The 23,232-nt window shown below is 69.0% G+C and carries 21 protein-coding genes and 1 pseudogene; 10 read left to right on the forward strand and 12 right to left on the reverse strand.

What is annotated here, in order from left to right:
- Positions 1–2 precede the first annotated feature (2 nt).
- The 3 genes from E4P42_RS17455 to E4P42_RS17465 are packed head-to-tail and all read left to right on the forward strand — an operon-like array spanning position 3 to position 4,220.
- A complete protein-coding gene (locus E4P42_RS17455) occupies positions 3–980 on the forward strand; it encodes an enoyl-CoA hydratase/isomerase family protein (protein WP_135127331.1) in 978 nt (325 codons plus the stop codon).
- The gene (locus E4P42_RS17460; RefSeq protein WP_135127332.1) at positions 977–3,394 is read left to right on the forward strand and encodes a CaiB/BaiF CoA-transferase family protein; all 2,418 of its coding nucleotides are present in this window, start codon (positions 977–979) and stop codon (positions 3,392–3,394) included. The genes E4P42_RS17455 and E4P42_RS17460 overlap by 4 nt, the downstream gene beginning before the upstream one ends.
- Positions 3,395–3,410: 16 nt before the next feature.
- The gene (locus tag E4P42_RS17465) at positions 3,411–4,220 is read left to right on the forward strand and encodes an SDR family NAD(P)-dependent oxidoreductase (protein ID WP_135127333.1); all 810 of its coding nucleotides are present in this window, start codon (positions 3,411–3,413) and stop codon (positions 4,218–4,220) included.
- Here E4P42_RS17465 and E4P42_RS17470 read toward each other — a convergent pair.
- Positions 4,217–5,284, reverse strand: coding sequence for an NAD(P)-dependent oxidoreductase (locus tag E4P42_RS17470; protein WP_135127359.1), 1,068 nt, complete (start codon positions 5,282–5,284; stop codon positions 4,217–4,219). The two genes, E4P42_RS17465 and E4P42_RS17470, sit on opposite strands and share 4 nt — an antisense overlap.
- An 85-nt stretch (positions 5,285–5,369) precedes the next feature.
- Here E4P42_RS17470 and E4P42_RS17475 point away from each other — a divergent pair, with 85 nt between their 5' ends.
- The gene (locus E4P42_RS17475; protein WP_135127334.1) at positions 5,370–6,170 is read left to right on the forward strand and encodes a lysophospholipid acyltransferase family protein; all 801 of its coding nucleotides are present in this window, start codon (positions 5,370–5,372) and stop codon (positions 6,168–6,170) included.
- Positions 6,167–7,810 carry an acyl-CoA ligase FadD12 gene (gene fadD12 / locus E4P42_RS17480; protein WP_135127335.1) on the forward strand — a complete coding sequence of 548 codons (1,644 nt, stop codon included), beginning with the start codon at positions 6,167–6,169 and terminating at the stop codon, positions 7,808–7,810. The genes E4P42_RS17475 and fadD12 overlap by 4 nt, the downstream gene beginning before the upstream one ends.
- On the opposite strand, the gene E4P42_RS17485 is transcribed toward fadD12, so the two are convergent.
- The 3 genes from E4P42_RS17485 to E4P42_RS17495 all read right to left on the reverse strand — a co-directional run bounded on the left by E4P42_RS17485 (position 7,807) and on the right by E4P42_RS17495 (position 11,201).
- A complete protein-coding gene (locus E4P42_RS17485; protein WP_135127336.1) occupies positions 7,807–9,255 on the reverse strand; it encodes a wax ester/triacylglycerol synthase family O-acyltransferase in 1,449 nt (482 codons plus the stop codon). The genes fadD12 and E4P42_RS17485 overlap by 4 nt on opposite strands.
- Before the next feature lie 168 nt (positions 9,256–9,423).
- On the reverse strand, positions 9,424–10,260 hold the full coding sequence (locus E4P42_RS17490) for a mycofactocin-coupled SDR family oxidoreductase (protein WP_135127337.1): 837 nt from the start codon (positions 10,258–10,260) through the stop codon (positions 9,424–9,426).
- Positions 10,261–10,481: 221 nt separating this feature from the next.
- Complete coding sequence (locus E4P42_RS17495; RefSeq protein WP_167759524.1) at positions 10,482–11,201, reverse strand: TetR/AcrR family transcriptional regulator; 720 nt, start codon at positions 11,199–11,201, stop codon at positions 10,482–10,484.
- 121 nt (positions 11,202–11,322) lie between these two features.
- On the opposite strand from E4P42_RS17495, the gene E4P42_RS17500 reads away from it, so the two are divergent.
- Positions 11,323–12,504, forward strand: a complete 1,182-nt coding sequence (locus E4P42_RS17500; RefSeq protein ID WP_135127339.1) for an acyl-CoA dehydrogenase family protein — start codon at positions 11,323–11,325, stop codon at positions 12,502–12,504.
- Between the two features lie 9 nt (positions 12,505–12,513).
- Positions 12,514–13,296 carry an enoyl-CoA hydratase gene (locus E4P42_RS17505; RefSeq protein WP_135127340.1) on the forward strand — a complete coding sequence of 261 codons (783 nt, stop codon included), beginning with the start codon at positions 12,514–12,516 and terminating at the stop codon, positions 13,294–13,296.
- Between the two features lie 75 nt (positions 13,297–13,371).
- Here the strand turns inward: E4P42_RS17505 and E4P42_RS17510 are convergent, their stop codons facing one another.
- From E4P42_RS17510 to E4P42_RS17545, 8 genes are all read right to left on the reverse strand, one after another.
- Positions 13,372–14,259, reverse strand: a complete 888-nt coding sequence (locus tag E4P42_RS17510; RefSeq protein ID WP_135127341.1) for a hypothetical protein — start codon at positions 14,257–14,259, stop codon at positions 13,372–13,374.
- A gap of 163 nt (positions 14,260–14,422) precedes the next feature.
- A complete protein-coding gene (locus E4P42_RS17515) occupies positions 14,423–15,175 on the reverse strand; it encodes an acyl-CoA dehydrogenase family protein (protein WP_135127360.1) in 753 nt (250 codons plus the stop codon).
- Positions 15,176–15,237: 62 nt separating this feature from the next.
- Positions 15,238–16,362, reverse strand: a complete 1,125-nt coding sequence (locus E4P42_RS17520; RefSeq protein WP_135127342.1) for an acyl-CoA dehydrogenase family protein — start codon at positions 16,360–16,362, stop codon at positions 15,238–15,240.
- Positions 16,359–16,814, reverse strand: a complete 456-nt coding sequence (locus E4P42_RS17525; protein WP_135127343.1) for a nuclear transport factor 2 family protein — start codon at positions 16,812–16,814, stop codon at positions 16,359–16,361. The genes E4P42_RS17520 and E4P42_RS17525 overlap by 4 nt, the downstream gene beginning before the upstream one ends.
- Positions 16,798–18,024, reverse strand: a complete 1,227-nt coding sequence (locus tag E4P42_RS17530; protein ID WP_135127344.1) for an amidohydrolase family protein — start codon at positions 18,022–18,024, stop codon at positions 16,798–16,800. The genes E4P42_RS17525 and E4P42_RS17530 overlap by 17 nt, the downstream gene beginning before the upstream one ends.
- A gap of 2 nt (positions 18,025–18,026) precedes the next feature.
- On the reverse strand, positions 18,027–18,356 hold the full coding sequence (locus tag E4P42_RS17535) for a hypothetical protein (protein WP_135127345.1): 330 nt from the start codon (positions 18,354–18,356) through the stop codon (positions 18,027–18,029).
- The gene (locus E4P42_RS17540) at positions 18,349–19,686 is read right to left on the reverse strand and encodes an SRPBCC family protein (RefSeq protein WP_135127346.1); all 1,338 of its coding nucleotides are present in this window, start codon (positions 19,684–19,686) and stop codon (positions 18,349–18,351) included. The genes E4P42_RS17535 and E4P42_RS17540 overlap by 8 nt, the downstream gene beginning before the upstream one ends.
- Positions 19,687–19,692: 6 nt before the next feature.
- Positions 19,693–20,235 (reverse strand): carboxymuconolactone decarboxylase family protein, encoded by a 543-nt coding sequence (locus E4P42_RS17545; RefSeq protein WP_135127347.1) that lies wholly within the window; start codon positions 20,233–20,235, stop codon positions 19,693–19,695.
- A 242-nt stretch (positions 20,236–20,477) separates the two neighbouring features.
- Between E4P42_RS17545 and E4P42_RS17550 the strand changes: the two genes are divergently transcribed.
- The 3 genes and pseudogenes from E4P42_RS17550 to E4P42_RS27445 all read left to right on the forward strand — a co-directional run.
- The gene (locus E4P42_RS17550; protein ID WP_135127348.1) at positions 20,478–21,776 is read left to right on the forward strand and encodes an amidohydrolase family protein; all 1,299 of its coding nucleotides are present in this window, start codon (positions 20,478–20,480) and stop codon (positions 21,774–21,776) included.
- A gap of 121 nt (positions 21,777–21,897) precedes the next feature.
- Entirely contained in the window at positions 21,898–23,064 is a 1,167-nt protein-coding gene (locus E4P42_RS17555) for an acyl-CoA dehydrogenase family protein (protein ID WP_135127349.1), read from the forward strand.
- Positions 23,064–23,232: pseudogene (locus E4P42_RS27445) on the forward strand (3-oxoacyl-ACP reductase); the annotation flags it as partial. The gene E4P42_RS17555 and the pseudogene E4P42_RS27445, both read left to right, overlap by 1 nt.

A 23,232-nucleotide genomic window follows, 5' to 3' on the forward strand; every position in this document is an offset into this window, starting at 1 on the left:
CGATGACATCGGGTGGACCGCCCCCGCCGGAGGAGATCGTCGGCTACGACAAGGACCCGGCGACCAAGATCGCGACCATCACGTTCAACCGGCCGGACCATCTGAACGCCCCGACGTCGGCGGCCCGGTTGCGCTACGCCGACCTGCTGCGTGGGGCAAGCGTGGACGACGACGTCAAGGTCGTGGTGATCCGCGGGGTCGGTGAGAACCTCGGCAGCGGTGCGGATCTGCCCGACTTCATGGCGGGCACGGAGGAGGACCGGCTCGCCGAACTGCGTGTCGACGACCCGGCCGTGACCTATCCGCCGAAGGGGTCCTACCGGCACGGCGCCACGATGGGCGCGTGGTATGCCAATGTGGCTGCGGGCAACCGGGCGCTGCAGGAGCTCAAGAAGATCAGCATCGTGGAGGCCAAGGGCTACTGTTACGGCTGGCACTTCTACCAGTGCGCCGACGCCGACCTGGTGATCTCCAGCGACGACGCGCTGTTCGGCCATCCGTCGTTTCGCTACTACGGGTGGGGTCCGCGGATGTGGACCTGGATGCTGACCATGGGGCTGAGACCGTTCCAGGAGATGGTGTTCACCGGCCGCCCGTTCACCGCCGAGGAGATGCTGGCGTGCAACTTCCTCAACAAGGTCGTCGCGCGGGATGCGCTGGAGAACGAAGTCGAGAAGTACGCGCTGGCGTGTGCCCGAAACCGCCCGGTGGACAGCGTTTTCCAGCAGAAGATGTTCTTCGAGGTGGTCAAGCAGTTCCAGGGCGAGTACCTGGGCAGCGTGTTGTCGGCGGTGTTCGAGTCGCTGGGGGCGACGGTGCGCCCGGACGGCAGGGACTTCATGCTCGGCGACGCGATCGACGCCGGACTGGCTGATGCGGTCAACGACAACGATGCGAAGTTCCCGCCCGAGTTCCGGCTGAGCAAGTCCGGACGCGCCCAGCCGGCACCGGACGAGGGCGGCGACGGGAGAGGTCAGTGAGCACACCCGCCGGGCCGCAACCGCCGTTGACCGGCTACACCGTGGTCGACCTGTCGACCGGGATCGCCGGCGCGTACTGCACCAAGATCCTCGCCGACGGCGGCGCGCAGATCGTCAAAATTGAGCCGCCAGAGGGCGATCCGCTGCGGCGCTGGTCGGCCTCCGGTGCGGACACCGGCCGGAGCGGAGCGCTGTTCGGCTTCCTGGCCGGCGGTAAGCACAGCGTGGTGGCCGACCCGTCCCTCCGTTCCGACCAGGCGTTCGTCGACGCCCTGCTCGCCGACGCCGATGCGGTGGTGTGGTCGCGCGGGTCGTCGGTCGCCGAACACCCCGCGCTGGCGCCGGCCGAGATCCACCGCCGTCATCCCCGGCTGACCGTCGCCGCCATCACCCCGTTCGGGCTCGACGGGCCCTGGTCGGAGCGCCCGGCCACCGAGTTCACCCTGCAGGCGTGGTCGGGCGGCATCGTCGGACTGGGCCGCGGCGCGGCCGACCGGGCACCGGTGTACGTCGGCGGCCAGGTGGGTGAGTACCTCGCCGGCGCGTACGCGAGCGCGGCCATCCTGGCCGGTCGCCTGCGCGGCACCGGGGAGCTGATCGACCTGTCGATGCTCGAGACCCAGATCCTCGGACTGACCTACTATCCCGTCACCTATTTCCAGATGCTGGGCCGGCCGTGGCGTGATGCGCGCCGCCTGACCGTGCCGGGCATCGCGCAGGCCAAGGACGGTCTGGTCGACATCGGCTGCGGCACCGCCCAGCAGTGGTTCGACCTGTGCGCGATGACCGGCCACGACGAGTGGATCGACGAGGACTCGCCGCTGTCGATCACCGAGCAGGCCAACGAGAAGGCCGACGAACTGTACGCGTGGGTGGCCGATCAGACGGTCGACGAGATCCGCGACCTGGCCACCGCGTTCCGCATCCCCAACGCGCCGGTCGCCAACGGCCAGAACGTCACCGGGCTCGACCACTTCGTCGCTCGCGGCACGTTCGTGCGCAACCCGCGGGACGGCTTCACCCAACCCGGCCCGCCGTACCGGCTGAGCCCGGCGGTGCTGCGGGCCGCCGCGCCCGCGCCGCGGCTCGGCGAGCACACCGAGCACCACCGACGAGTGAGCGGAAACGGCGGCGATCGCGCCACATCCACAACCACCGGTGCTCACTCACGGCGGGTGGAGTTGCCGCTCGAAGGGTTGCGCGTGCTCGACCTGACCACGTTCTGGGCCGGCCCGTCGTGCACGCACATCATGGCGCTGCTGGGCGCGGAGGTGATCCACGTCGAGTCGCTGCGCAGGCCGGACGGCACCCGGCTGATCGCCGGCATCCCGGCGACCGAGGACGCGTGGTGGGAACGCTCACCGATCTTCTCGGGTCTGAACACCAACAAGAAGGGGATCACGCTCGATCTGCAGACGGCGCCGGGCCGGGCGGTGCTCAACCGGCTCATCGCCACCTCCGACGTCGTGGTCGAGAACTTCACGCCCCGGGTGCTCGACTCGATCGGAATGGACTTCGCCGCGGTACAGGCGCTGCGGGCGGACGCGATCATGGTGCGCATGCCGGGGTTCGGTCTGGATGGGCCGTGGCGGGACAACGCGGCGTTCGCCTACGTCATCGAGGCGGCAGCGGGGATCAGCTGGCTCACCGGCTATCCCGACCGCAACCCGAACGAACCCTATTCGGTGGGTGACCCGAACGCCGGCATCCATGCGCTCAACGGGCTGCTGCTGGCGCTCGAACACCGCCGCCGCACCGGGCAGGGCGTGCTGGTCGAGGCCGCGATGGTCGATGCCGCGCTCAACGTGGCCGCCGAGCAGGTCATCGAGTACACCGCCTACGGTGCGCTGCTGCAGCGCGACGGCAACCGCGGCCCGGTCGCCGCACCGCAGAACCTGTACCGGACCAACGAGATCGACGAGTTCGGCCGGCTCGACCGCTGGGTCGCGGTCGCGGTCGCCGACGACACGCAGTGGCGCGGGCTGTGCGAGACGATCGGCGCCGGTGACTGGGCGGCGGATCCCGCGCTGTCGACGGCCGCGGGCCGTCGCGCCGCCCACGACGCGATCGACGAACGGCTGGGCCGGTGGTGCGCCGAGCGAACCGGCGACGAGATCGTCGACCGGCTCTGGGGCGCAGGGGTTCCGGTCGCCAAGGTGATGCAACCGCACCGGCAGACCGAACTGCCCCAGCTGGCGCACCGCGGCTTCTTCGAAGACGTCGCGCACCCCGTCAACGCCACCACCCCGCACAGCGGGTTGCCGTTCCGGTCGTCGGCGGGACCCGCGCGCTACCACCGCCACCCCGCACCGCTGCTCGGCGAGCACACCACCGACGTGCTCATCGAGCTCGGGCTGGGTGAAGACGAGATCGCCCAACTGGCCGCCGACAGGGTGATCGGACGAGCGCTCTGACTGGTTGACTGGACCCATGGCCATCGACCCCTCGTCCGTCTCGCTCACCGGCCGCGTCGCCGTGGTCACCGGTGGCGGCACCGGCATCGGCCTGGGCATCGCCGCGGGGCTGGCGAACTTCGGCGCCCGGGTGGCGATCTGGGAGCGCGACGCCGAGCGGTGCGCCGCCGCGGCCGAGGCGGTCGGCGGGCTCGGCGTGGTGACCGATGTCCGCGACAGCGCCGAGGTGACCGCCGCACTCGACCGGACCGAAGCCGAACTGGCCACACCGACCATCCTGGTCAACAACGCCGGCGGGACGTTCGCCTCACCGCTGTTGGACACCGGCGAGAACGCCTGGGATGCGTTGTACCGGGCGAATCTGCGGCACGTGCTGCTGTGCACCCAGCAGGTGGCGCGGCGGATCGTCACCGCCGGAGCCGGCCGCGGCAGCGTCATCAACGTGACCTCCATCGAGGGGGTGCGGGCGGCACCCGGCTACGCCGCCTACGCGGCGGCCAAGGCGGGCGTCATCAACTACACCAGGACCGCGGCGTTCGAGTTGGCGCCGCACCGCATCCGGGTCAACGCACTGGCTCCCGACGTCATCGTCACCGAGGGGCTGCTGGCACTCTCACCCGGCGGGCTGCCCGCCGGGATCGGCGACGCGATCCCGATGGGCCGGCCCGGCACCGTCGACGAGATGGCCGGCGCCGCGGTGTTCCTCGCCTCCGAGTTGTCGAGTTACGTCACCGGTCAGACGTTGCACGTCGACGGCGGAACGCATGCGGCGGGCGGCTGGTACCACCACCCGCAGACCGGCGCGGCCACGCTCGGACCGGGTTAACGCACGCGGTCGAGTCCCGGCTCGCCGAGCCGGCGGCGGATCGCCGCCCACGGATCGGCGTAGCGGCCCGGTGTGTCGCGGTAGGCGGACTGGCGCGCGATGAAGATCCGGGCGAGCGGCGCCAGGACCGGCAGCACGTGGCGCAACCAGCCCGCCCTGGCCCGCATCTCGGCGAGCATGTCCGGCCACGAATGGTGTTGGAAGCCCAACGCTTCCTGCGCGCGGGTGGCGTCCATCCAGTCGGTGATGAACCAGGCGTCGTCGCGTTCGGGGTCTCCGGGCCGGCCCGGCGGCAGCACACCGGACATCCCGCGGGCCGCGGCCAGTGCGGCGCCGATCTCGCCCTGGGTGAGCCGATGGGAGTCGTCGCCGGCGATGAGCAGGATCTCGCCGACGACGTCCGCGGTGGTGGCGGCCGCGAACGCCCAGGCGACATCGCGGACGTCGACGGTGTGGATGCGCCCGTCGGCGGGCAGGGCGCTCTCGAAGAAGAGCGCGTCGGTGGTGAACGGCATCGCCTTCGGGTCCACGGTCAACACGCCGCCCAGTCGCAGCACCACCCACGGCAACGACGAGGCGCGCACCAGCTCTTCGGCCTCGAGCTTGTGGCCGCCGTAGAGTTCCGTCGGATTGGGGGGAGTGTCGGCCGCGACCGGCGGCGTGGTGCGGTGCGGGTTGCGGGCGCCGTAGACGGCGTTGCTCGACGCCTGCACGAACCGTGGCGGCTCCGGTTGCGCCTCGGCCACCCGCACCAGGGTCGCGGTGGCGTCGACGTTGACCTTGCGGGCCAGAGCGGCGTTGCGGTAGATCGGCGGCGGGATCACGGCGGCGAGGTGGATGATCGCGGCGGGCGCCACCTCGGCGAGCAGCTGCTCGACCTGTGCGGCGTCGGTGAGGTCCGCCCACCGCGCCTCGGCTCCCTTCGGCAGCGCCTCGGCGGCCTTGCGGTTGGCGTCGGTGCGCAGGTCGGTGGCCACCACCCGTCTGCCCTGGTCGGCCAGTCGCCGCACCGTCTGCGAGCCGACCAGCCCGAATCCTCCGGTTACCAGCACCGCGTCGGACATCGGTCTCCTCATCGGGTGGATGATGGCGTTCTCGTTTCGAGAGAGTAACGTATTCGCTGATCAGTAGCCCATCCAGGGGGAGCCGATGAGCGAGGACGAGGGCGCCGAGGTCGCCAAGTGGGATCCGCAGTTCGCGGCGACCGTGGCCAGGGCCGTCGGGCCGGTGATCAAGCGGTGGTTCCGGTCGGAGGTGCGCGGGCTCGACGCGATGCCGGCGGCGGGCGGTGCGCTGGTGGTGTCTAACCACTCGGGCGGCATGCTCACTCCGGACGTTCTGATCTTCGCACCGGCGTTCTACGGGCGCTTCGGCTATGACCGTCCGCTCTACACGCTCGCCCATTACGGGGTGTTCATCGGGCCGCTCGGCGGCCTGCTGCGCCGCGCCGGGGTGATCGAGGCCAGCCGCGAGAACGCGGGCAAGGCGTTGCGCTCCGGTGCGGTGGTGCTGGTGTTCCCGGGCGGCGACTACGACTCGTACCGGTCGACGTTCTCGGAGAACCGGATCGACTTCGCCGGCCGCACCGGCTACGTCCGCACGGCGATCGAGGCGGGGGTGCCGATCGTGCCGGTGGTGTCGATCGGCGGGCAGGAGACGCAGCTGTTCCTGGCGCGCGGTGACTCGATCGCCCGCCGGCTGGGGCTCAAGCGGGCGCGTCTGGAGATCCTGCCCGTCAGCTTCGGCTTCCCGTTCGGGTTGTCGGTGATCTTCCCGCCGAACCTGCCGTTGCCGTCGAAGGTGGTGACCCGGGTGCTCGACCCCATCGACGTCACCGAGCGCTTCGGAGCGGAACCCGATGTGGCCGAGGTGGACGCGTACGTGCGCGGGGTGATGCAGGCCGCGCTCGACGAGCTGGCGCGCGAGCGGCGTTTCCCGGTGCTCGGATGACGGGCCCGCTGGCCGGCCCGGTGGCTGCGGTGGGCGCGACGGCCGGGCTGGTGCAGACTCTGGTGCGGGCGCGGCTGCTCGCACCGTTGCGCCCCGACCGGTATCTGCGGATGGGTGCCGCGGTGCGTCGCGTCGGCCTGACGGCCACGGTGGGCTTCGCGATCGCGGCACAGCGGTGCCCGGACCGGCCGGGGCTGGTCGACGAACGGGGGACGCTCACCTTCCGGCAGCTCGACGACCGGGCCGATGCGCTCGCCGCGGCGTTGCAGGATTTCCCGGGTGGCGCGCCGCACACGGTGGCGATCATGTGCCGCAACCACCGCGGTTTCGTGGCAGCGCTGTTGGCGGCCAACCGAATCGGCGCCGACGCACTGCTGCTGAACACGTCTTTCGCCGGGCCGGCGCTGGCCGAGGTCGTCGCACGCGAGGGCGCCGACGTGATGATCTACGACGAGGAGTTCACCGGGATCGTCGACCGGGCGCTGGCGGATGCGCCGGCCACGGTGCGGGTGCTGGGCTGGGTCGACGACTCGCCCGCCGCCGGGCCGACCGTGGATGCGCTGATCGAGGAACACCGCGGCCGGCGGCCGCGACCGGCCGCGCGCACCAGCCAGGTGATCCTGCTGACGTCGGGCACCACCGGGACGCCGAAGGGGGCCAAGCGATCCGCGGGCAGCGGCGGTACCGGTGACCTGAAGGCGGTGCTGGACCGGACGCCGTGGCGGGCCGAGGAGACCACGGTGATCGCCGCCCCGATGTTCCACGCGTGGGGGTTCTCGCAGCTGCTGTTCGCCGCGCTGCTCGCGTGTACCGTCGTCACCCGCCGCAAGTTCGACCCGGAGGCCACGCTGGCGTTGGTCGACGAGCACCGCGCCACCGGCCTGGTGGTGGTGCCGGTGATGTTCGACCGGATCATGGAACTGCCGGCCGACGTCCGGGCGCGCTACAGCGGCCGGTCCCTGCGCTTCGCCACCGCGTCGGGATCGCGCATGCGCCCGGATGTGGTGACCGCGTTCATGGACCAGTTCGGCGACGTGGTCTACAACAACTACAACGCCACCGAGGCCGGCATGATCGCCACCGCGACGCCGGCAGATCTGCGCGCCGCTCCTGACACGGCGGGACGCCCGGCGGACGGCACCGAGGTGAGGATCTTCGACGAGGCGCACCGCGCACTCCCGGCCGGTGAGGTGGGGCAGATCTTCGTGCGCAGCGGAACGCTGTTCGACGGATACACCTCGGGGGCGACCAAGGACTTCCACGACGGGTTCATGGCATCGGGCGACCTGGGGTACCTCGACGCGGCCGGTCGGCTGTTCGTGGTCGGCCGCGACGACGAGATGATCGTCTCCGGCGGGGAGAACGTCTACCCGATCGAGGTCGAGAACACGTTGACCGCCCATCCTGGGGTGGCCGAGGCGGTGGTGCTCGGGGTCGACGACGAACAGTACGGTCAGCGGTTGGCGGCCTTCGTCGTCCCGGCGGCCGGGGCGTCGGTGACGCCCGAGGAGCTGAAAACCCACGTCCGGGACAACCTGGCCAACTACAAGGTGCCGCGGGAGATCCGGGTACTGGACGAACTGCCGCGCGGCGGCACCGGCAAGGTGCTGCGCAACGACCTGCTGGCGCAGCTCGACTAGGTGACCGCCGACGCCGGCGCCATCGCCGTGCTGACCGCGCTCAGCTCCGCCGACAACCCAGCGGCGCGGCGGATCTCGATGAGCCCGTGGACCATCGCGTCCGTGGCCTCGTGGACGTCGTCGAAGGTGCGGTCGTCGGAGAGCACCGAGATGTCGACCTGGTCGACGTAGCTCCACACCGTCATGTTGAACGCGCTGGCCGCGGACAGCACGCCGACCGAGTAGATCTCGGTGACGTCGGCGCCGCCGATGTGCCCGCGTTCGCGGGGCCCGGGAACGCTGGACACCGCGACATTCATGATGCGGTTGTGCGAGGCGTGCTCGGACTGCCACCGGAACGCCGCGGGCGCCACCGGCGGCGGCAGGTACTCCATCATTCGGCCCTGCAGCCGCGGCCCGAGGAGTTCGTTGACCTCCTTGGCCCGCGTGGTGGCCTGGGCGGTGAGCCGGACCCGCTCCAGTGGATCGTCGACGTGGACGGGCAGCGAGACGGCCAGGCCGCTGATTTCATTGCCGGTGACCCGGTCGGGCGAGCGGTCGGTGGCCACGGGCACCGAGGCGAGCAGCGGCCGGTCCGCGCGGCCGTCGTAGCGCAGCAGCAGCTCCCGCAGTCCACCCGCGCTGACCGCGAGGATCAGGTCGTTGAACGTCACGCCGAGATGCCGGGCGGTCTCCTTGACGTCCGACAGCGCCACCGATGCGGTGGCGAACGTCCGTCCCGGCGAGACCACGTGGTTGAGAAACGTCGGCGGGGTGTGGAACATCTTCGCCATGTCGGCGGCGTCGCGCTGCGCGCGAGTCCGGCGCCGCACCCGCCCGATGCCGCGGACCGCCTCGCCGACGAGGCCGGGCAGTTCGGCCACCTTCTGGAGGTGGTCGCGGCCGGCCTCGGCCAATAGTGCGGAGTTCGGCGGCGGCGCGCAGGTCGTGTACTCGTCGCGTTCCTCGGTGACCGATCCGGCCAGATCCATCAGGCGCGCCAGCAGATTCGCCGAGGCCACCCCGTCGGCGAGCGTGTGGTGCACCTTGCCGATCAACGCGAACCGGTTGTCGGCCAGCCCCTCGGCGAAGTAGAACTCCCACAGCGGCCGGTCCCGGTTGAGCGGGGTGCTGGCGATGCGGCCGATCACCTCGTCGAGTTCCCGCCGGCCACCGGGTGCGGGCACCGCCACCGTGCGGACGTGGTAGTCGAGGTCGACGTCGCAGTTCTCCAGCCACATCGGGTGGTGGAACTTGAACGGGATGTCGACGAGCCGGTAGCGCAGCGGCTCGAGCAGGTGCAGGCGCCGGGCGATGGTGCGGCGGAACACCTCGAACGAGTAGGGGCTGTCGTGGCTCCCGTCGTAACCGGTGGCGTCGATGATCGCCACCTTCAGCGTGTGCGTGTGCAGATTCGGCGTCTCGCTGTACAAGAGCATGGCGTCCATGCCGTTGAGTCGCTTCACGCGCCCCCACCTCGATTTCTCGCCCGCCCGCCTGGCGTGCCCGACGGGTACCCCCCGGACCGCTGACTTCATGCAACCACCCGGCCCTTCGGCGCCGCGGCGTTTCGGCGAAGACGCGAACCGGGGGCCTCACCTGTGGCGAGGCCCCCGGTTCGTGGGTGCTGTCGGTTACTTCAGGCAGCTGCCGCCGTCGACGGGCAGGGTGACGCCGGTGATGTAGCGGGACTCGTCGGAGGCCAGGAACAGTACGGCGTTGGCGATGTCCTCGGGCTCGACCCAGCCGATGGGCAGCGTGTGCATCATCTGGCCGACGACCTTCATATCGTCCGGGCCCGGATTCTCCAGGTCGGGGCGGAACAGCTTCATGGTGCCCTCGTTCATGAACAGGGGCGTGTTGACGTTGGTCGGATGGACCGAGTTGACGCGCACGTTCTGGGCGCCCAGTTCGACGGCGAACGTGCGCATCAGGCCCACCACACCGTGTTTGGCGGCGACGTAGTGGCCGGTGTGCGGGTAGGCCTTGAGGCCGCCGACCGAGCTGGTCAGGATGATCGATCCGCCGCGGCCGCCCGCGAGGATATGCGGCACACCGGCTTTCACCGTCTTCCAGACGCCGCTGAGGTTGATGTCGATCATGTCGGTCCAGTCGGGCTCGCTGGTCTTGTCCAGCGTGGCGCCGCCGTTCCCGATTCCCGCGTTGGCCACGATGATGTCGAGGCGGCCCAGCTGGTCGACGCCGGCGTCGACCGCGGACTTCAGCGCGTCGAAGTCGCGGACGTCGACCTCCGCGGTATAAATCTGTCGGTTGAGGCCCTTGACCAGATCGGCGGTCTCCGCGAGGTCCTCGGGCGTCGACAGCGGGATCCGCACGCTGTCGACCTGCCGGCAGATGTCGACGGCGATGATGTCGGCGCCCTCCTGCGCCAGCCGCACCGCGTGGGCGCGGCCCTGCCCGCGGGCCGCGCCGGTGATGAATGCGACCTTGCCTTCTACGCGTCCTGCCATGGTTCCTCGTTCCTCACTCGTGGTCGCGCCGCCGCTCGGGGTCGGTCTGCTGGGCACGTGCACAGCACTTTGTCATCGCGGCTCAATTGTGTCAACGGCACATTCAGAGGGAGCAATTTGTACTATCCGCTTAGTAGAACGTCATTTCCGCGACGGCAGGCGGCACCGCACGAGAGAGGCACTGAGCGACGGTGACGAGGCGCGGGGTGGCGCGCGGCGGGTCAGGCGTGGGTGAAGCCGTGAGCGACGAAGTCCCAGACCTCGTCGGCGGTGATCGGGTGCACCGATCCGTCGTCGGAGCCGCCGCTGGACTGGGCGACGAACATGACCGTCTGCATCGTCATCGCCGCCATGCGCTTCGGATTGATGCCGTCGCGCAATTGGCCGGCGGCGCCGGCCTCTTCCATCAACTCGGTGAGCAGCGCGAGCAGCGGCGCGTGCGCGACCTTGACCTCGGACGGGTGGGAGACCAGAAGGCGTGGCGCGAAGTCGGTGAACAGCGGTCTCTTCGCGGCCGGATCGGGTCGTGAGGACTCGAAGAGCAGTTGAACGGCGACCTTGAGCCGCTCCAGCGGATCGGTGTGGCCGGCCGTGGCCGCACGGATCTGGTCGGCCGAGCGGCTGAGCGCGTCCTCGAACAGCGCCAGCAGCAGTTCGTGCTTACCGTCGAACTGCAGATAGAAGCTCCGCAGCGACTGACGGGACCGGTCGACCACCTCTTGCACGGTGAAATCCGTGCTGCCCTTCTCGATGATGATCGCCTGCGCGGCGTCGAGGAACCGCTGCACGCGTTGAGCCGCGCGTAATTTGGCGGTCTTGATCGACCGCTCGACGGCCCGCTGCTTCCAGGCCGGCTCTTCGCTCGGCGTGCTCACCGGCTGCTCGAAGCCTGGCCCGTTGGGGAGAACATGCATGAACTGTACCGGAGAACGCCTGGGCATTGTGGTCCGAGCCCCCCTCGCGGCCAACGTGTCGGAGATTGTGCCTTCCTCATGACGAGAATAGTATTCTCACAACTAGCAATAGAGAAGCGTTTCCTCCGAGAGCAGACCCGGGAGTGCCGTGCAGCTGACTTTCGACGCCGACGTCGAGTCCTTCCGGGCCGATTTCGTGGCATTCCTGGACGACAACCTGCCCGATGAGGCCACCGCGACGGAGCGGCCCGGTTCGACCGCGCACATCCCGCAGTGGGCCCGACAGTGGCAACGCCTGCTGTTCGACAACGGGTGGTTGCTGCCCGGTCACCCTCCGGAGTTCGGGGGGCGCAACGCCGACCTGCTGCAGCAGTACGTCTACCAACTGGAGTTGTCGCGGCGCCGGATCTACCACAGCTTCAACCCACAGGGCGTCGGCATCATCGCCGCGTCGCTGATCACCTTCGGAAGCCCTGAGCAGCAACAGAAGTGGGCGGTGCCGATCCTGCGCGCCGAGATCACCGCGGCGCTGGGCATGAGCGAACCGGGAGCCGGGTCCGACCTCGCCTCGCTGCGCACCCGTGCCGCGCGCTCACCCGATGCCGGTCACTTCGTCGTCAACGGTCAGAAGGTCTGGACGTCGGGGGCGCACGACGCCGACGTCATCCTGACGTTCGTGCGCACTGACCCGAACGCGGCCAAACACCGGGGCATCAGCGTGCTGATGATCCCGACCGACCTGCCCGGCGTGGTGCGCCGGCCGTTCGCCTCGATCTGCGGCCGTGACGACCTCGACTTCAACGAGGTGTTCTTCAACGACGTCGAGGTGCCCGCCGAGAACCTGATCGGACCGGAGAACGACGGCTGGCGGGTGGCGAACGGGTCGCTCGGCCACGAGCGCACCATGTTGTGGCTGAGTTACGCCGACCGACTGCAGGATCTGATCGAGGACTTCCGGCCGGCGACGGAACTGGACTGCGACCGGTACGCGACGATGGTCATGGACACCATGGCGCTGCGGCTGCTCGGTTCGGTCGCGCTGGCCCGCGCTGCCCGGGGCGTCGAGGACGCCGCGGGGCTGTCGGTGCTCAAGCTGCTCGGCTCCGAGGCCGGCCAGGCCGCCACCGAACACGCGCTGAACGCCGTCGGCGCCGAGGGCCTGGCGCATCCGACGACCGTGGGGCCGTGGGCGCCGCTCAATCTGGACGCCCACTCGTGCGGCTGGTTCGAGCGCTACACCCGCAGCTTCGCCGGCACCATCGCCGGAGGGACGTCGGAGATCCAGCGCAACATCATCGCCCAGCGGCTGCTCGGGTTGCCCCGGAACTAGAGGAGACACGTGTACATCGACTACGAGGTCGCCGATCGCATCGGCACCATCACGCTCAACCGGCCCGAAGCGGCCAACGCGCAGAACCCGGAGCTGCTCGACGAGCTGGACGCGGCCTGGACGCGGGCGGCCGAGGACCCGGAGGTGGTGGTGATCGTGCTGCGCGCCAACGGGAAACACTTCTCGGCCGGTCACGACCTGCGCGGCGGCGGTCCGGTCCCCGACAAGATCACGCTCGAGTTCATCATCGCTCAGGAATCCAAGCGTTTCCTGGAGTACACGCTGCGGTGGCGCAACGTGCCCAAACCGTCGATCGCCGCGGTGCAGGGCCGCTGCATCTCGGGCGGGCTGATGCTGTGCTGGCCCTGTGATCTCATCGTGGCCGCTGACGACGCGCTGTTCTCCGACCCGGTGGCGCTGATGGGAATCGGCGGCGTCGAATACCACGGCCACACCTGGGAACTGGGGCCGCGTAAAGCCAAGGAGATCCTGTTCACCGGGCGGCCGCTGACCGCCGAGGAGGCCGAGCGCACCGGGATGGTGAACCGCGTGGTACCCCGCGACGAGCTCGACACCCACACCCGCGCGCTGGCCGAGCAGATCGCGACCATGCATCCGTTCGCGCTGCGGCAGGCCAAGCGGGCGGTCAACCAGACCCTCGACGTGCAGGGCTTCTATGCCGCGATCCAGTCGGTGTTCGACATCCACCAGACCGGCCACGGCAACGCGCTGAGCGTCGGCGGATGGCCGGTGCTGGTCGACCTCGAGAACATGAAATCCAACGTCCAGTAGCCCCCTGTACGCCATTCCGCGAGCGTGCGTGTCTGCACACGACACGCCGCGGTCCTTCCAGCAGTTCACGCACGCTCACGCGGCCTGAGCGTGCCGAAGCTGCTGGTCGATCCGCGCGACGAAATCCCACGCGCGGTACCGGACGTCCTCGAAGACGATCGGGACGACCACCCAGCCGATGTCGAGTAACGCCGCGCTGCGTCGACGGTCCCGGCGCATGGCGTCCGGTCCGCTGTGCCAGTCGAGCCCGTCGTACTCGGCGGCAACGCGGTGGTCGGGCCACGCGAAGTCGAGGCGGCGCAGCTCGCCGTTCCCGTCGATGACCTCGTACTGCAGCTCAGGGGTCGGCAATCCGCCGTCGATCATGGCGAGCCGGGCCTCGCTCTCCATGGGCGACTCGGCTCGCCCGTCGGCCAGCGCGAGCAGGTTCCGGACTGCGACGATGCCGCGACGGCCGGCTTGTTGCGTTGCCGCACGCCACATCTCGCCATGACTGCACATTCCGCTGCGCAGGGCGGCGTCGAGGGTGGCCAGGGCCCGCGGTCGGCGCAGGCCGCGCGCTACTTCGACCGCGGTCCACGCCGGTGCGGTGGCAGGCCGCTCACCCGTCGACACGAGCGGCGCACCCTCGCGGCGGTGGACGACGAGACCGTCGACGGGACGCAGCTGATGGCCCATCGGGTTGAGCACATGCAGATCGCTCGGCTCTTCGGTGTCGAAACCGAACATCGCCGCTGCGGTCGCGAGGCAGATCGCGACGGTGGTGCCGCACGACAGGTCGAGCCCCCGCAGTCGCAGCAAGTCGATCGGCTCACCGAGGCAGTACACCCCCTGCCAGATCCGCTCGACGTACTTGGTCTTGACGACCGTCTCGAACTCGTACCTCGACACCACTGACAGAATCTGTTGACTCGTCGCCACCCCACCCTGGCGGTCGAAAAGCCGCTGCAGCACTGCATCCATAGCGGTCATGATCGATCGGATCGGACCGCGCAGGCAGCGGCGATTGCTCGCGCTGTGGATAGCCGCGCAGTTGTGCACAGTCACCGGTGGGCGAGCGTGCGCTGCGCGTTGTCAATCTCGCGGCGTGTTGTGCGCAAACACGCACGCTCGCGGAAAAAGGGAATCAGAGGTTGGCGAGGCGGGGGGCCGAGCCGCGGGCCCGCAGCCCCGCACCGGCCCGGCGGGTGAGTTCCCGTGAGCTGCCGAGCAACCCGTCGAGCACCAGCACCCGCTTCACGTGCAGGGCGAACTCGTGCTCCTCGGTGAACCCGATGCCGCCGAGCACCTGCTGACAGTGCCTGGCCGCGGTCAGCGCCGCCTTGCCCGCGGCCGCCTTGGCCAGCAGCGCGGTCAGATCGGGGTTGTCGGCACTCGGCAGGCTCAGCGTCGCCTCCGCGCCCTCGATCGCCACCAGGGTCTCGGCGAGCCGGTGGCGCACGGCCTGGAAGCCCGCGATCGGCCGGCCGAACTGCACGCGGTCGAGCGCGTGCCGGCGGGCCAGGGCCAGCATCGCACGCGCCGCCCCGACCAGCCACCAGCCGACGGCCACCCGCGCCTCGGCCACCCGGATCGGATAGCCCTCCTCCTCGCGGCGCAGCGGGAGTCCGCCCAGCGTCGGGTCCAGACTGGCCGGGCTGATGCGGTCCCACACCACCCAGGCGTTGCCGGCGTAGGGGAGCGGCAGTTCGACGGTGTCGCCGATCGTGTTGCCCGTCGCGTTGAGCACCACGTCAACGAGAACTGATGCGTGCGAGCCGGTTTCGCCCAGCAGCCGGAACACCAGCGGCACCGCGACCTGGGGCATCTCGGTCAGCATCTCGGCCCAGCCGAGTTCGGTCAGCGCCGCGTCGAGTTCGGGGCCGGAAACCGACAGCATGGACTTGCGCAGACCGTCTTCGAGCAGGCCGAGCGACTCGGCGTCGGATCCGTGGATCACGGTCACTCCTTTCCGAGGTCGAGCAGGCGCCGGGCGATGATGTTGCGCTGCACCTCGGCCGTGCCGCCGTAGATGGTGGCCGCCCGCGAGTACAGATACTCGGTCCGCCACGGCGTGTCGTCGAGCTCGATGACGCCCGGCAACAGATCGCGTGCGGTGTCGTAGAGGCGCTGTTCGGCGGCGGCGAGCAGCACCTTGTCGATCGACGTCTCGGGACCCAGCTTCTCCCCGTTGCCCAGCCGGTGCTGGGTGGCGCGCGACCGGCAGCGCAGCGTGTGCAGGGCCAGATACGCCTCACCCATGTCGGAGTCCACCGCCTGCCCCTGCCTCTTGACATCCTCGATCAGCGCGTCGAACCGCGAGTACAGGTAGGCGATGCGCTGCCAGAAGCACGTCGAGCGCTCGTAGGGCAGCAGATCCATCGCCAGCTTCCAGCCGTCGCCCGGCCCGCCGAGCATCCGGTCCGCGGGCACCTCGACATCGTCGAAGTACACCTCGCAGAATTCGTCGACGCCGTGCATGGTGCGCAACGGCCGGACCGTGATGCCGGGAGTGTCCAGGTCGACGAAGAACGCGGTGATCGCGTCGTGATTCGGCACGTCCGGCCCACCGGTGCGGGTCAGCAGGATGCACCGGGAGGCGTACTGCGCGAAGCTGGTCCACACCTTCTGGCCGTTGATCACCCAGGCGTCGCCCCGCGGCACGGCGCGCGTGGTCAGCGACGCCAGATCACTGCCCGAGCCGGGTTCGGAGAAGCCCTGACACCACGTCTCCTTCCCGGACAGCAGCTTCGGCACCATCTCGGCGGCCAGTTCGGGGCGCGCGTAGTCGATCAACGTCGGGGTGAGCGTGTCGAGCATCGAGTACGGCCCCGGGTGGTCGATGCCGCGGCCGACGATCTCCTCGCCGACGATCGCGCGCAGGATGTCCGGACCGCCGAGCCCGCCCGCCGACTCCGGCCACCCGTAGCGCATCCACCCCGCGTCGTACAACGCTGCGAGCACCCGACGGTGTTGGGCCTGATGGGCGTCGAGCGACGCGTCCCCCTCGGGCGGGGTCAGATCGTTCTCGTCGAGCCAATCCAGCAGCGCGGTGCGGAACGCGGCGGGCTCATGCAGATCGGTCATCCCGCTTCCGGCCTCCCGATCGCGTGCGGACGGCCGTGGTCGTGGTCACCGCTGCGCCGGATGAACGTCATGGCCCGGGTCTTGAGCCGCCACCCGTCCTCGGTGCGGAGGTAGGTGTCGCGGTAGTAGCCGATCCGCATGTCGTGCTGCGAGTGCTCGATGAAGCACAGCGGCTGGGTCCCGGAAGCCGTGTCGGCGCCCTCGACCAGGTCGACCAGCGCGGTGCCGGTGAGGAACAGGCCCTTCGGGGCGGCGTCGACCAGCACCGGGAACCGGTTGAGCGTATAGGTCTCGCCGAACGCGCTGTAGGTGCCGTCGGGGGTGAACACGCTGATCAACCCGTCGATGTCGAGCTGGGTGATCGTCACCGCGTACTTCGCGAGGAGCTGCTGGATCTCCACCAGGTCCTCGGTGCGGGTCGGGGCCGGAGGCCGGTCAGTTGTGGATGTCATCTCGGAAGACCTTACCGCCCTTCATTACGAAGTTGACCCGCTGTGTAACGGTGATGTCGGCCAGGGGGTCGCCCGGCACCGCGATGATGTCGGCGAGGAGTCCCTCGGCCAGCCGTCCCCGGTCGGAGACGTCGATGAGATCGGCCGCGACGGTGGTCGCGGCGCGCAGCACCGCGGCCGGCGGCATACCCCACTCCACGAGCGTGACCAGCTCATCGGCGTTGCGGCCGTGAGGGATGGCCGGGGCGTCGGTGCCCACGGCGATCTTCACGCCGGCCTCGTAGGCCGCCTTGATCGAGGTCTCGGCCTTGGGGAACATCTCCGCGGCCTTGTCCTGCAGCGCCTGCGGCGCCTTCGACACGTCCATGGCCTGGGCCAGGCGGCGGGTGGTGACCAGGAAGCGGTCGTGCTCCACGAGCATCCGGATCGCCTCGTCGTCCATCAGGAACCCGTGTTCGATGCAGTCGATCCCGCAGGCGACCGCGTGCTTGACCGCTTCGGCGCCGTGGGTGTGCGCGGCGACGCGCAGACCCCGCCGGTGCGCCTCGTCGACGATCGCCCGCAGCTCCTCGTCCGAATAGTGTTGCGCGCCGGCCTCTCCGGTCAGCGACATCACGCCACCGGACACGCAGACCTTGATCAACTGGGCGCCGTGCTTGATCTGGTACCGCACCGCCTTGCGGATCTCGTCGACCCCGTTGGCGATGCCCTCCTCGATGGTCAGCTCGAGCGCGCCGGGCATGAACGCGGCGAACATGGTCGGGTCGAGGTGGCCGCCGGTCGGCGTGATGGCGTGACCGGCCGGCACCACCCTCGGGCCCTCGATCCAGCCGGCGTCGATGGCCTTCCCCAGCGCCACGTCCAGCAGGTATCCGCCGGTCTTGACGAACAGGCCGAGGTTGCGCACCGTGGTGAAGCCGGCGCGCAGCGTGCGCCTGGCGTTGCCCACCGCGCGCAGCACCCGCGTCGGGGGGTCGTCCTGCACCTGGGACAGGCCGGGATGCTCCCCGCGGCCGCCCATCAGCAGGTTGACCTCCATGTCCATCAGCCCGGGCAGCAGAATCGCCTCACCCAGATCGAGCACCGTCGACTCCGGCGGGATGTCGCCGCCGACGCCGGCGATGCGGTCGCCGTCGACATGGATGACGCCGGGCCGGACGATCTCCCCGGCGTCGACGTCGAGGTAACCCGCGGCCTTGAGGGTCACCACGTCTAGACCACCGGCTCCTTGACGAGCTTGATGTAGGCGGCGCCGCTGTCGAGGACGCGCGGCTGCTTCCACACCTCGACGGGAAAGCTCACCATGACGATCGACTGGCCCAGATGCACCAGCGCCTTGGCGTCCTCGGGCATCCCCCTGAGCGGGAACCGGGCGTCGACGTAGACCATGATGTCCTCGAGTCGCGCCATGCCGGCGTCGTAGAGTGCCTGCATCTCCTCCATCGTGGAGTTGAGCCGCTTGGTGTAGCGCTCCTCCTCGGTGGGCAGGCACCATTCGGCGAACCGCTCCAGGTCGGCGAACTCCTCGGGCAGCTTAGGCATGTGCGTGGTCTTTCTCGCTCGACGTGGTCGCCGCACCGTTGGTCGCCCCGTTGCCGTTGGCCAGCGACGCTTTGTACCGGTCGACGTACTCGTGCGCGGTCTTGTGCAGGTGGCGCAGCAGGATCTCCTGGTCGCACAGCGGGAAGTCGGTGACGACCCGCGTACCGATCTGGGTCTGGGTGGCCTCGAGGGTGTTGGCGTCCTGGAACGCGTACTCCTTGAACGTCACCGCCGCCAGCTCCTGGGAGAGCCGTTCGCGCAGATTCGTCGGCGGGACGAAGTAGAGGTCGGCTTCGAAGATGTGCGTGTCGACCCCGGTCGGCCAGTAGTGGTAGGTGAGGTACCAGCCCGGCGCCCAGAACAGCAGCGTGAAGTTGGGGAAGAACTCGAAAGAGTCGGTGCCCCAGGTCTTGTGGCGACCGGGGTTGATGGCCGGCGGCAGTTCGTCGGGCAGGATGCCCTTGATCTTCGGCCGGTCCCACGGCCCGAACAGACCGCTGTGCAGGATCCGTTCGATCGGCTTGACCATGTTGAGGTCCTTGGGCGGGCTCATACCGCCCCACGACGACACCATCGAGTGGTCGCCCTTGATGTCGTAGGCCAGCGCCTCGAAGCCGAATTTGGCCAGCTTCTCGGCCTCCTCCTTCTCCGCCTGCTTCATGTGCAGGATCGGTGCGTGGTAGAACTCGACGAACGCGTCGATGAACAGCTTCCAGTTCGACTTGATCTCGGAGCGGTAGCTGTAGTGCTCGGTCATCTCGTGGAACGGATAGCCCTCCAGGCCCTCGGCGAAGTCGCCGAGGTACTCCCGCAGCGGTATCGCGTCGTTGTCGAAGTTGACGAAGATGAAGCCTTCCCACACCTCACAGCGCACGGGAACCAGTCCGTAGCGCGACTTGTCGAGGTCGAAGAACTCGCCCTCCTGCTGCACGAACGTGAGGTCGCCCTTGAGGTTGTAGCGCCAGGCGTGGTACTTGCAGACGAACTGACGGCAGCTGCCCGACACCTCCTCGCCCGGGTAGTCCGACCACACCAACTTGTTGCCGCGGTGCCGGCAGAAGTTGTAGAAGGCGCGGACCTCGTCTCCGTCCTTGACCACGATGATCGACACGCCGGGGCCGACCGACGGCATCTCCCGGGTGAAGTAGCTGCCCTTTTTCGGCAACCGCTCGATGCGTCCGATGTTGAGCCAGGTCTTCTTGAAGATCGCCTGCTGCTCGAGTTTGTAGTGCTCGGGATCGACCGAGTCCTCGTAATTGACCGGTGCGGTGCCCAGTTCCGGCCAGTTCTCGGTCCAGCTGCCGGCGGCCGGCTTCTGAAAAAATGCCACGATCCGTTACCTCTCTGCATCCATGTGGAAGTCGGGTTCGACGCCGAATGTGTTGATGGCCATCGCGAGTGCGCCGTAGCAGCCGATGGTGAAAACCAGGTCCATGCGCTGGCGCTCGTCGAGGTGGGCGCTCAGCTTCGCCCAGGTTCGATCGGACACATTGGCCTTGTCCTGCAATTCGTCGACCGCGTCGAGGATCGCCTGGTCGAGTTCGTCGCCGCCGCGACCGTGGGCGGCGCCGTCGATCGCGGCGTCGGTGAGCCCGGCTTCGCGGCCCATCGAAACGTGATGACGCCATTCGTAGTCCGCGCCGAGGAGGTGGGCGACGCGCAGGATCGCCAGCTCGCGCAGCCGCGGTGACAACGTCGAGCCGAAGAGAAGGTGGACGTTGAAACGCAGGAAGGCGCGCGTGAGGTCGGGATGGCGCACCAGTGTCGCCAGCAGGTTCCCCGCCGCTTCGGGGTTCTGCCGCTCCGGGGGGACCATCACCGACAGCGCGCGCCGCACGTCGTCATCCCACCGGTCCGCCGGTAACGGGGGCACGCGCACGGCGGCTCCTTTCGCGGTTCGGTATGAGAATCAGGTTCTCATTTTCGACTAACAGATTTTCACATCCACCGTGGGATGGTCAATACACCCGTCTCCGGTGCCCGTCGGCGCGTCGCCGGACACCGCACCCGCGCTGCGGCAATCGCTGGGCGGCGTTGATTCTCCTGCAGTGAGAAGATAGTTTCCTGACAGGGAGAAGATTGCGGAAGCGCGAGTGCGGGCACCAACCGGAAGGAACGGCCGTGAAGCACGAGGACATGATCCTGATCAGCGTCGACGATCACATCATCGAGCCGCCCAACATGTTCAAGAACCACCTGCCGGAGAAGTACGTCAACGACGCCCCGCGGCTGGTGCACAATCCCGACGGGTCGGACACGTGGCAGTTCCGTGACACGGTGATTCCGAACGTGGCGCTCAATGCGGTGGCGGGGCGCCCGAAGGAGGAGTACGGGCTCGAACCGCAGGGGCTCGACGAGATCCGCAAGGGCTGCTACGACCCGAACGAGCGGGTGAAGGACATGAACGCCGGCGGCGTGCTGGCCACCATGAACTTCCCGTCGTTCCCGGGTTTCGCCGCCCGGCTGTTCGCCACCGAGGATCCCGACTTCTCGATGGCGCTGGTGCAGGCCTACAACGACTGGCACATCGACGAGTGGTGCGGCAGCAATCCGGGCCGCTTCATCCCGATGGCGATCCCGGCGATCTGGGACCCGCAACTGTGCGCCAAGGAGGTGCGCCGGGTGTCGGAGAAAGGGGTGCACTCGTTGACGTTCACCGAGAACCCTTCCACGCTCGGGTATCCGAGCTTCCACGACCTGGAGCATTGGAAGCCGTTGTGGGAGGCGCTCGTCGACACCGACACAGTGCTCAACGTCCACATCGGCTCGTCGGGCAAGCTGGCGATCACCGCGCCCGATGCGCCGATGGACGTCATGATCACGCTGCAGCCGATGAACATCGTGCAGGCGGCAGCCGATCTGCTGTGGTCGGCGCCGATCAAGGCGTATCCGGACCTGAAGATCGCGTTGTCCGAGGGCGGCACCGGGTGGATTCCCTACTTCCTCGACCGGGTGGACCGCACCTATGAGATGCACTCGACGTGGACCCATCAGGACTTCGGCGGCAAGTTGCCGTCCGAGGTGTTCCGTGAGCACTTCCTGACGTGCTTCATCTCCGATCCGGTCGGCGTGAAGAACCGCCACTCCATCGGCATCGACAACATCTGCTGGGAGATGGACTATCCCCACTCGGATTCGATGTGGCCGGGCGCCCCCGAAGAGCTGGGGGCGGTGTTCGACACCTATGACGTGCCCGACGACGAGATCAACAAGATCACTCACGAGAACGCCATGCGCTGGTACCACTTCGAACCGTTCACCCACATCCCCAAGGAGCAGGCCACCGTCGGTGCGCTGCGCCGGGCCGCGGAGGGCCACGACGTCTCCGTCCGGGCGTTGAGCCACCACCGCGACGGCGCGAAGACCAGCTTCGCCGACTTCCAGGCGAACGCCAAGGCGGTATCCGGCGCGCGCGAATAGGGCGGCCGGACAGCAGATCACCGGCGCGACCGAGCCGCTCCGGTGGTCCCGCCGTGTCGGCGACCGACCGGCGCGGCCACCGGTGTAACCACAGGACAGAGGGAGTGCAGTGTCAGGCGGGATGAACTTCGAGCTGACCGAGGATCAGCAGCTGATCTACAAGTCGGTCAGCGAACTGGCGGCCCGATTCGACGACCAGTACTGGTTGGAGAAGGACTCGAAACACGAGTTCCCGTCCGAGTTCTACGACGCCGTCGCCGGTGGCGGGTGGCTGGGCATGACGATCCCCGAGGAGTACGGCGGACACGGCCTCGGCATCACCGAGGCCACGCTGCTCGCCGAGGCCGTCGCACGGTCCGGCGGGGGTATGAATGCGGCGAGCTCGATCCACATGTCGATCTTCGGGATGCATCCGGTGGTCAAGCACGGCTCGGCCGAGCTCAAGGCGCGCACCCTTCCACGCATCGCCGCCGGCGATCTGCACGTGTGCTTCGGCGTCACCGAACCCGGTGCCGGTCTGGACACCTCGCGCATCACCACATTCGCCCGACGCGACGGCGATCATTACCTAGTCAACGGCCGGAAGGTGTGGATCTCCAAGGCGCTCGAGTCCGAGAAGATCCTGCTGCTCACCCGCACCACCCCGTATGACGAGGTGACGAAGAAGACCGACGGCATGACGTTGTTCATGACCGACCTCGACCGGGCCCACGTCGACATCCGGCCGATCCAGAAGATGGGCCGCAACGCGGTCAGCTCCAACGAGCTGTTCATCGACGACCTGCGGATCCCCGTCGAGGACCGGGTCGGGGAGGAGGGCAAGGGCTTCTTCTACATCCTCGACGGGCTCAACCCGGAGCGGATGCTGATCGCCGCCGAAGCGCTCGGCATCGGCCGCGTCGCGCTCGACAAGGCCGTCACCTACGCCACCGACCGGCACGTGTTCGACCGGCCGATCGGGATGAATCAGGGCATCCAGTTCCCGCTGGCCGATTCACTGGCCCGGCTGGACGCCGCGGAACTCATGCTGCGCAAGGCGACCTGGCTCTACGACAACGGCAAGGCCTGTGGCCGGGAGGCCAACACCGCCAAGTACCTGTGTGCCGACGCGGGATTCGCCGCGGCCGACCGGGCGCTGCAGACCCACGGCGGCATGGGCTACGCCGAGGAGTACCACGTCGCCCGCTTCTTCCGCGAAGCGCGACTGATGAAGATCGCCCCGGTCAGCCAGGAGATGATCCTCAACTTCCTCGGCTCCCACGTCCTCGGCCTGCCCAGGAGCTACTGATGCCCGGCTACTTCGACCTGACCGGACGCGCGGCGATGGTCACCGGTGCGGGCGCCGGTGGCGGCATCGGGGCGGCGGTCGCGGCCGCGCTCGCCCAGGCCGGTGCGGCCGTGCTGGTCACCGACATCGACGGCGACGCCGCGGCGGCCGTCGCCGACCGCATCCGCG

Origin of the sequence: Mycobacterium sp. PS03-16 (assembly GCF_004570325.1) — a bacterium.
Lineage (GTDB): Bacteria > Actinomycetota > Actinomycetes > Mycobacteriales > Mycobacteriaceae > Mycobacterium.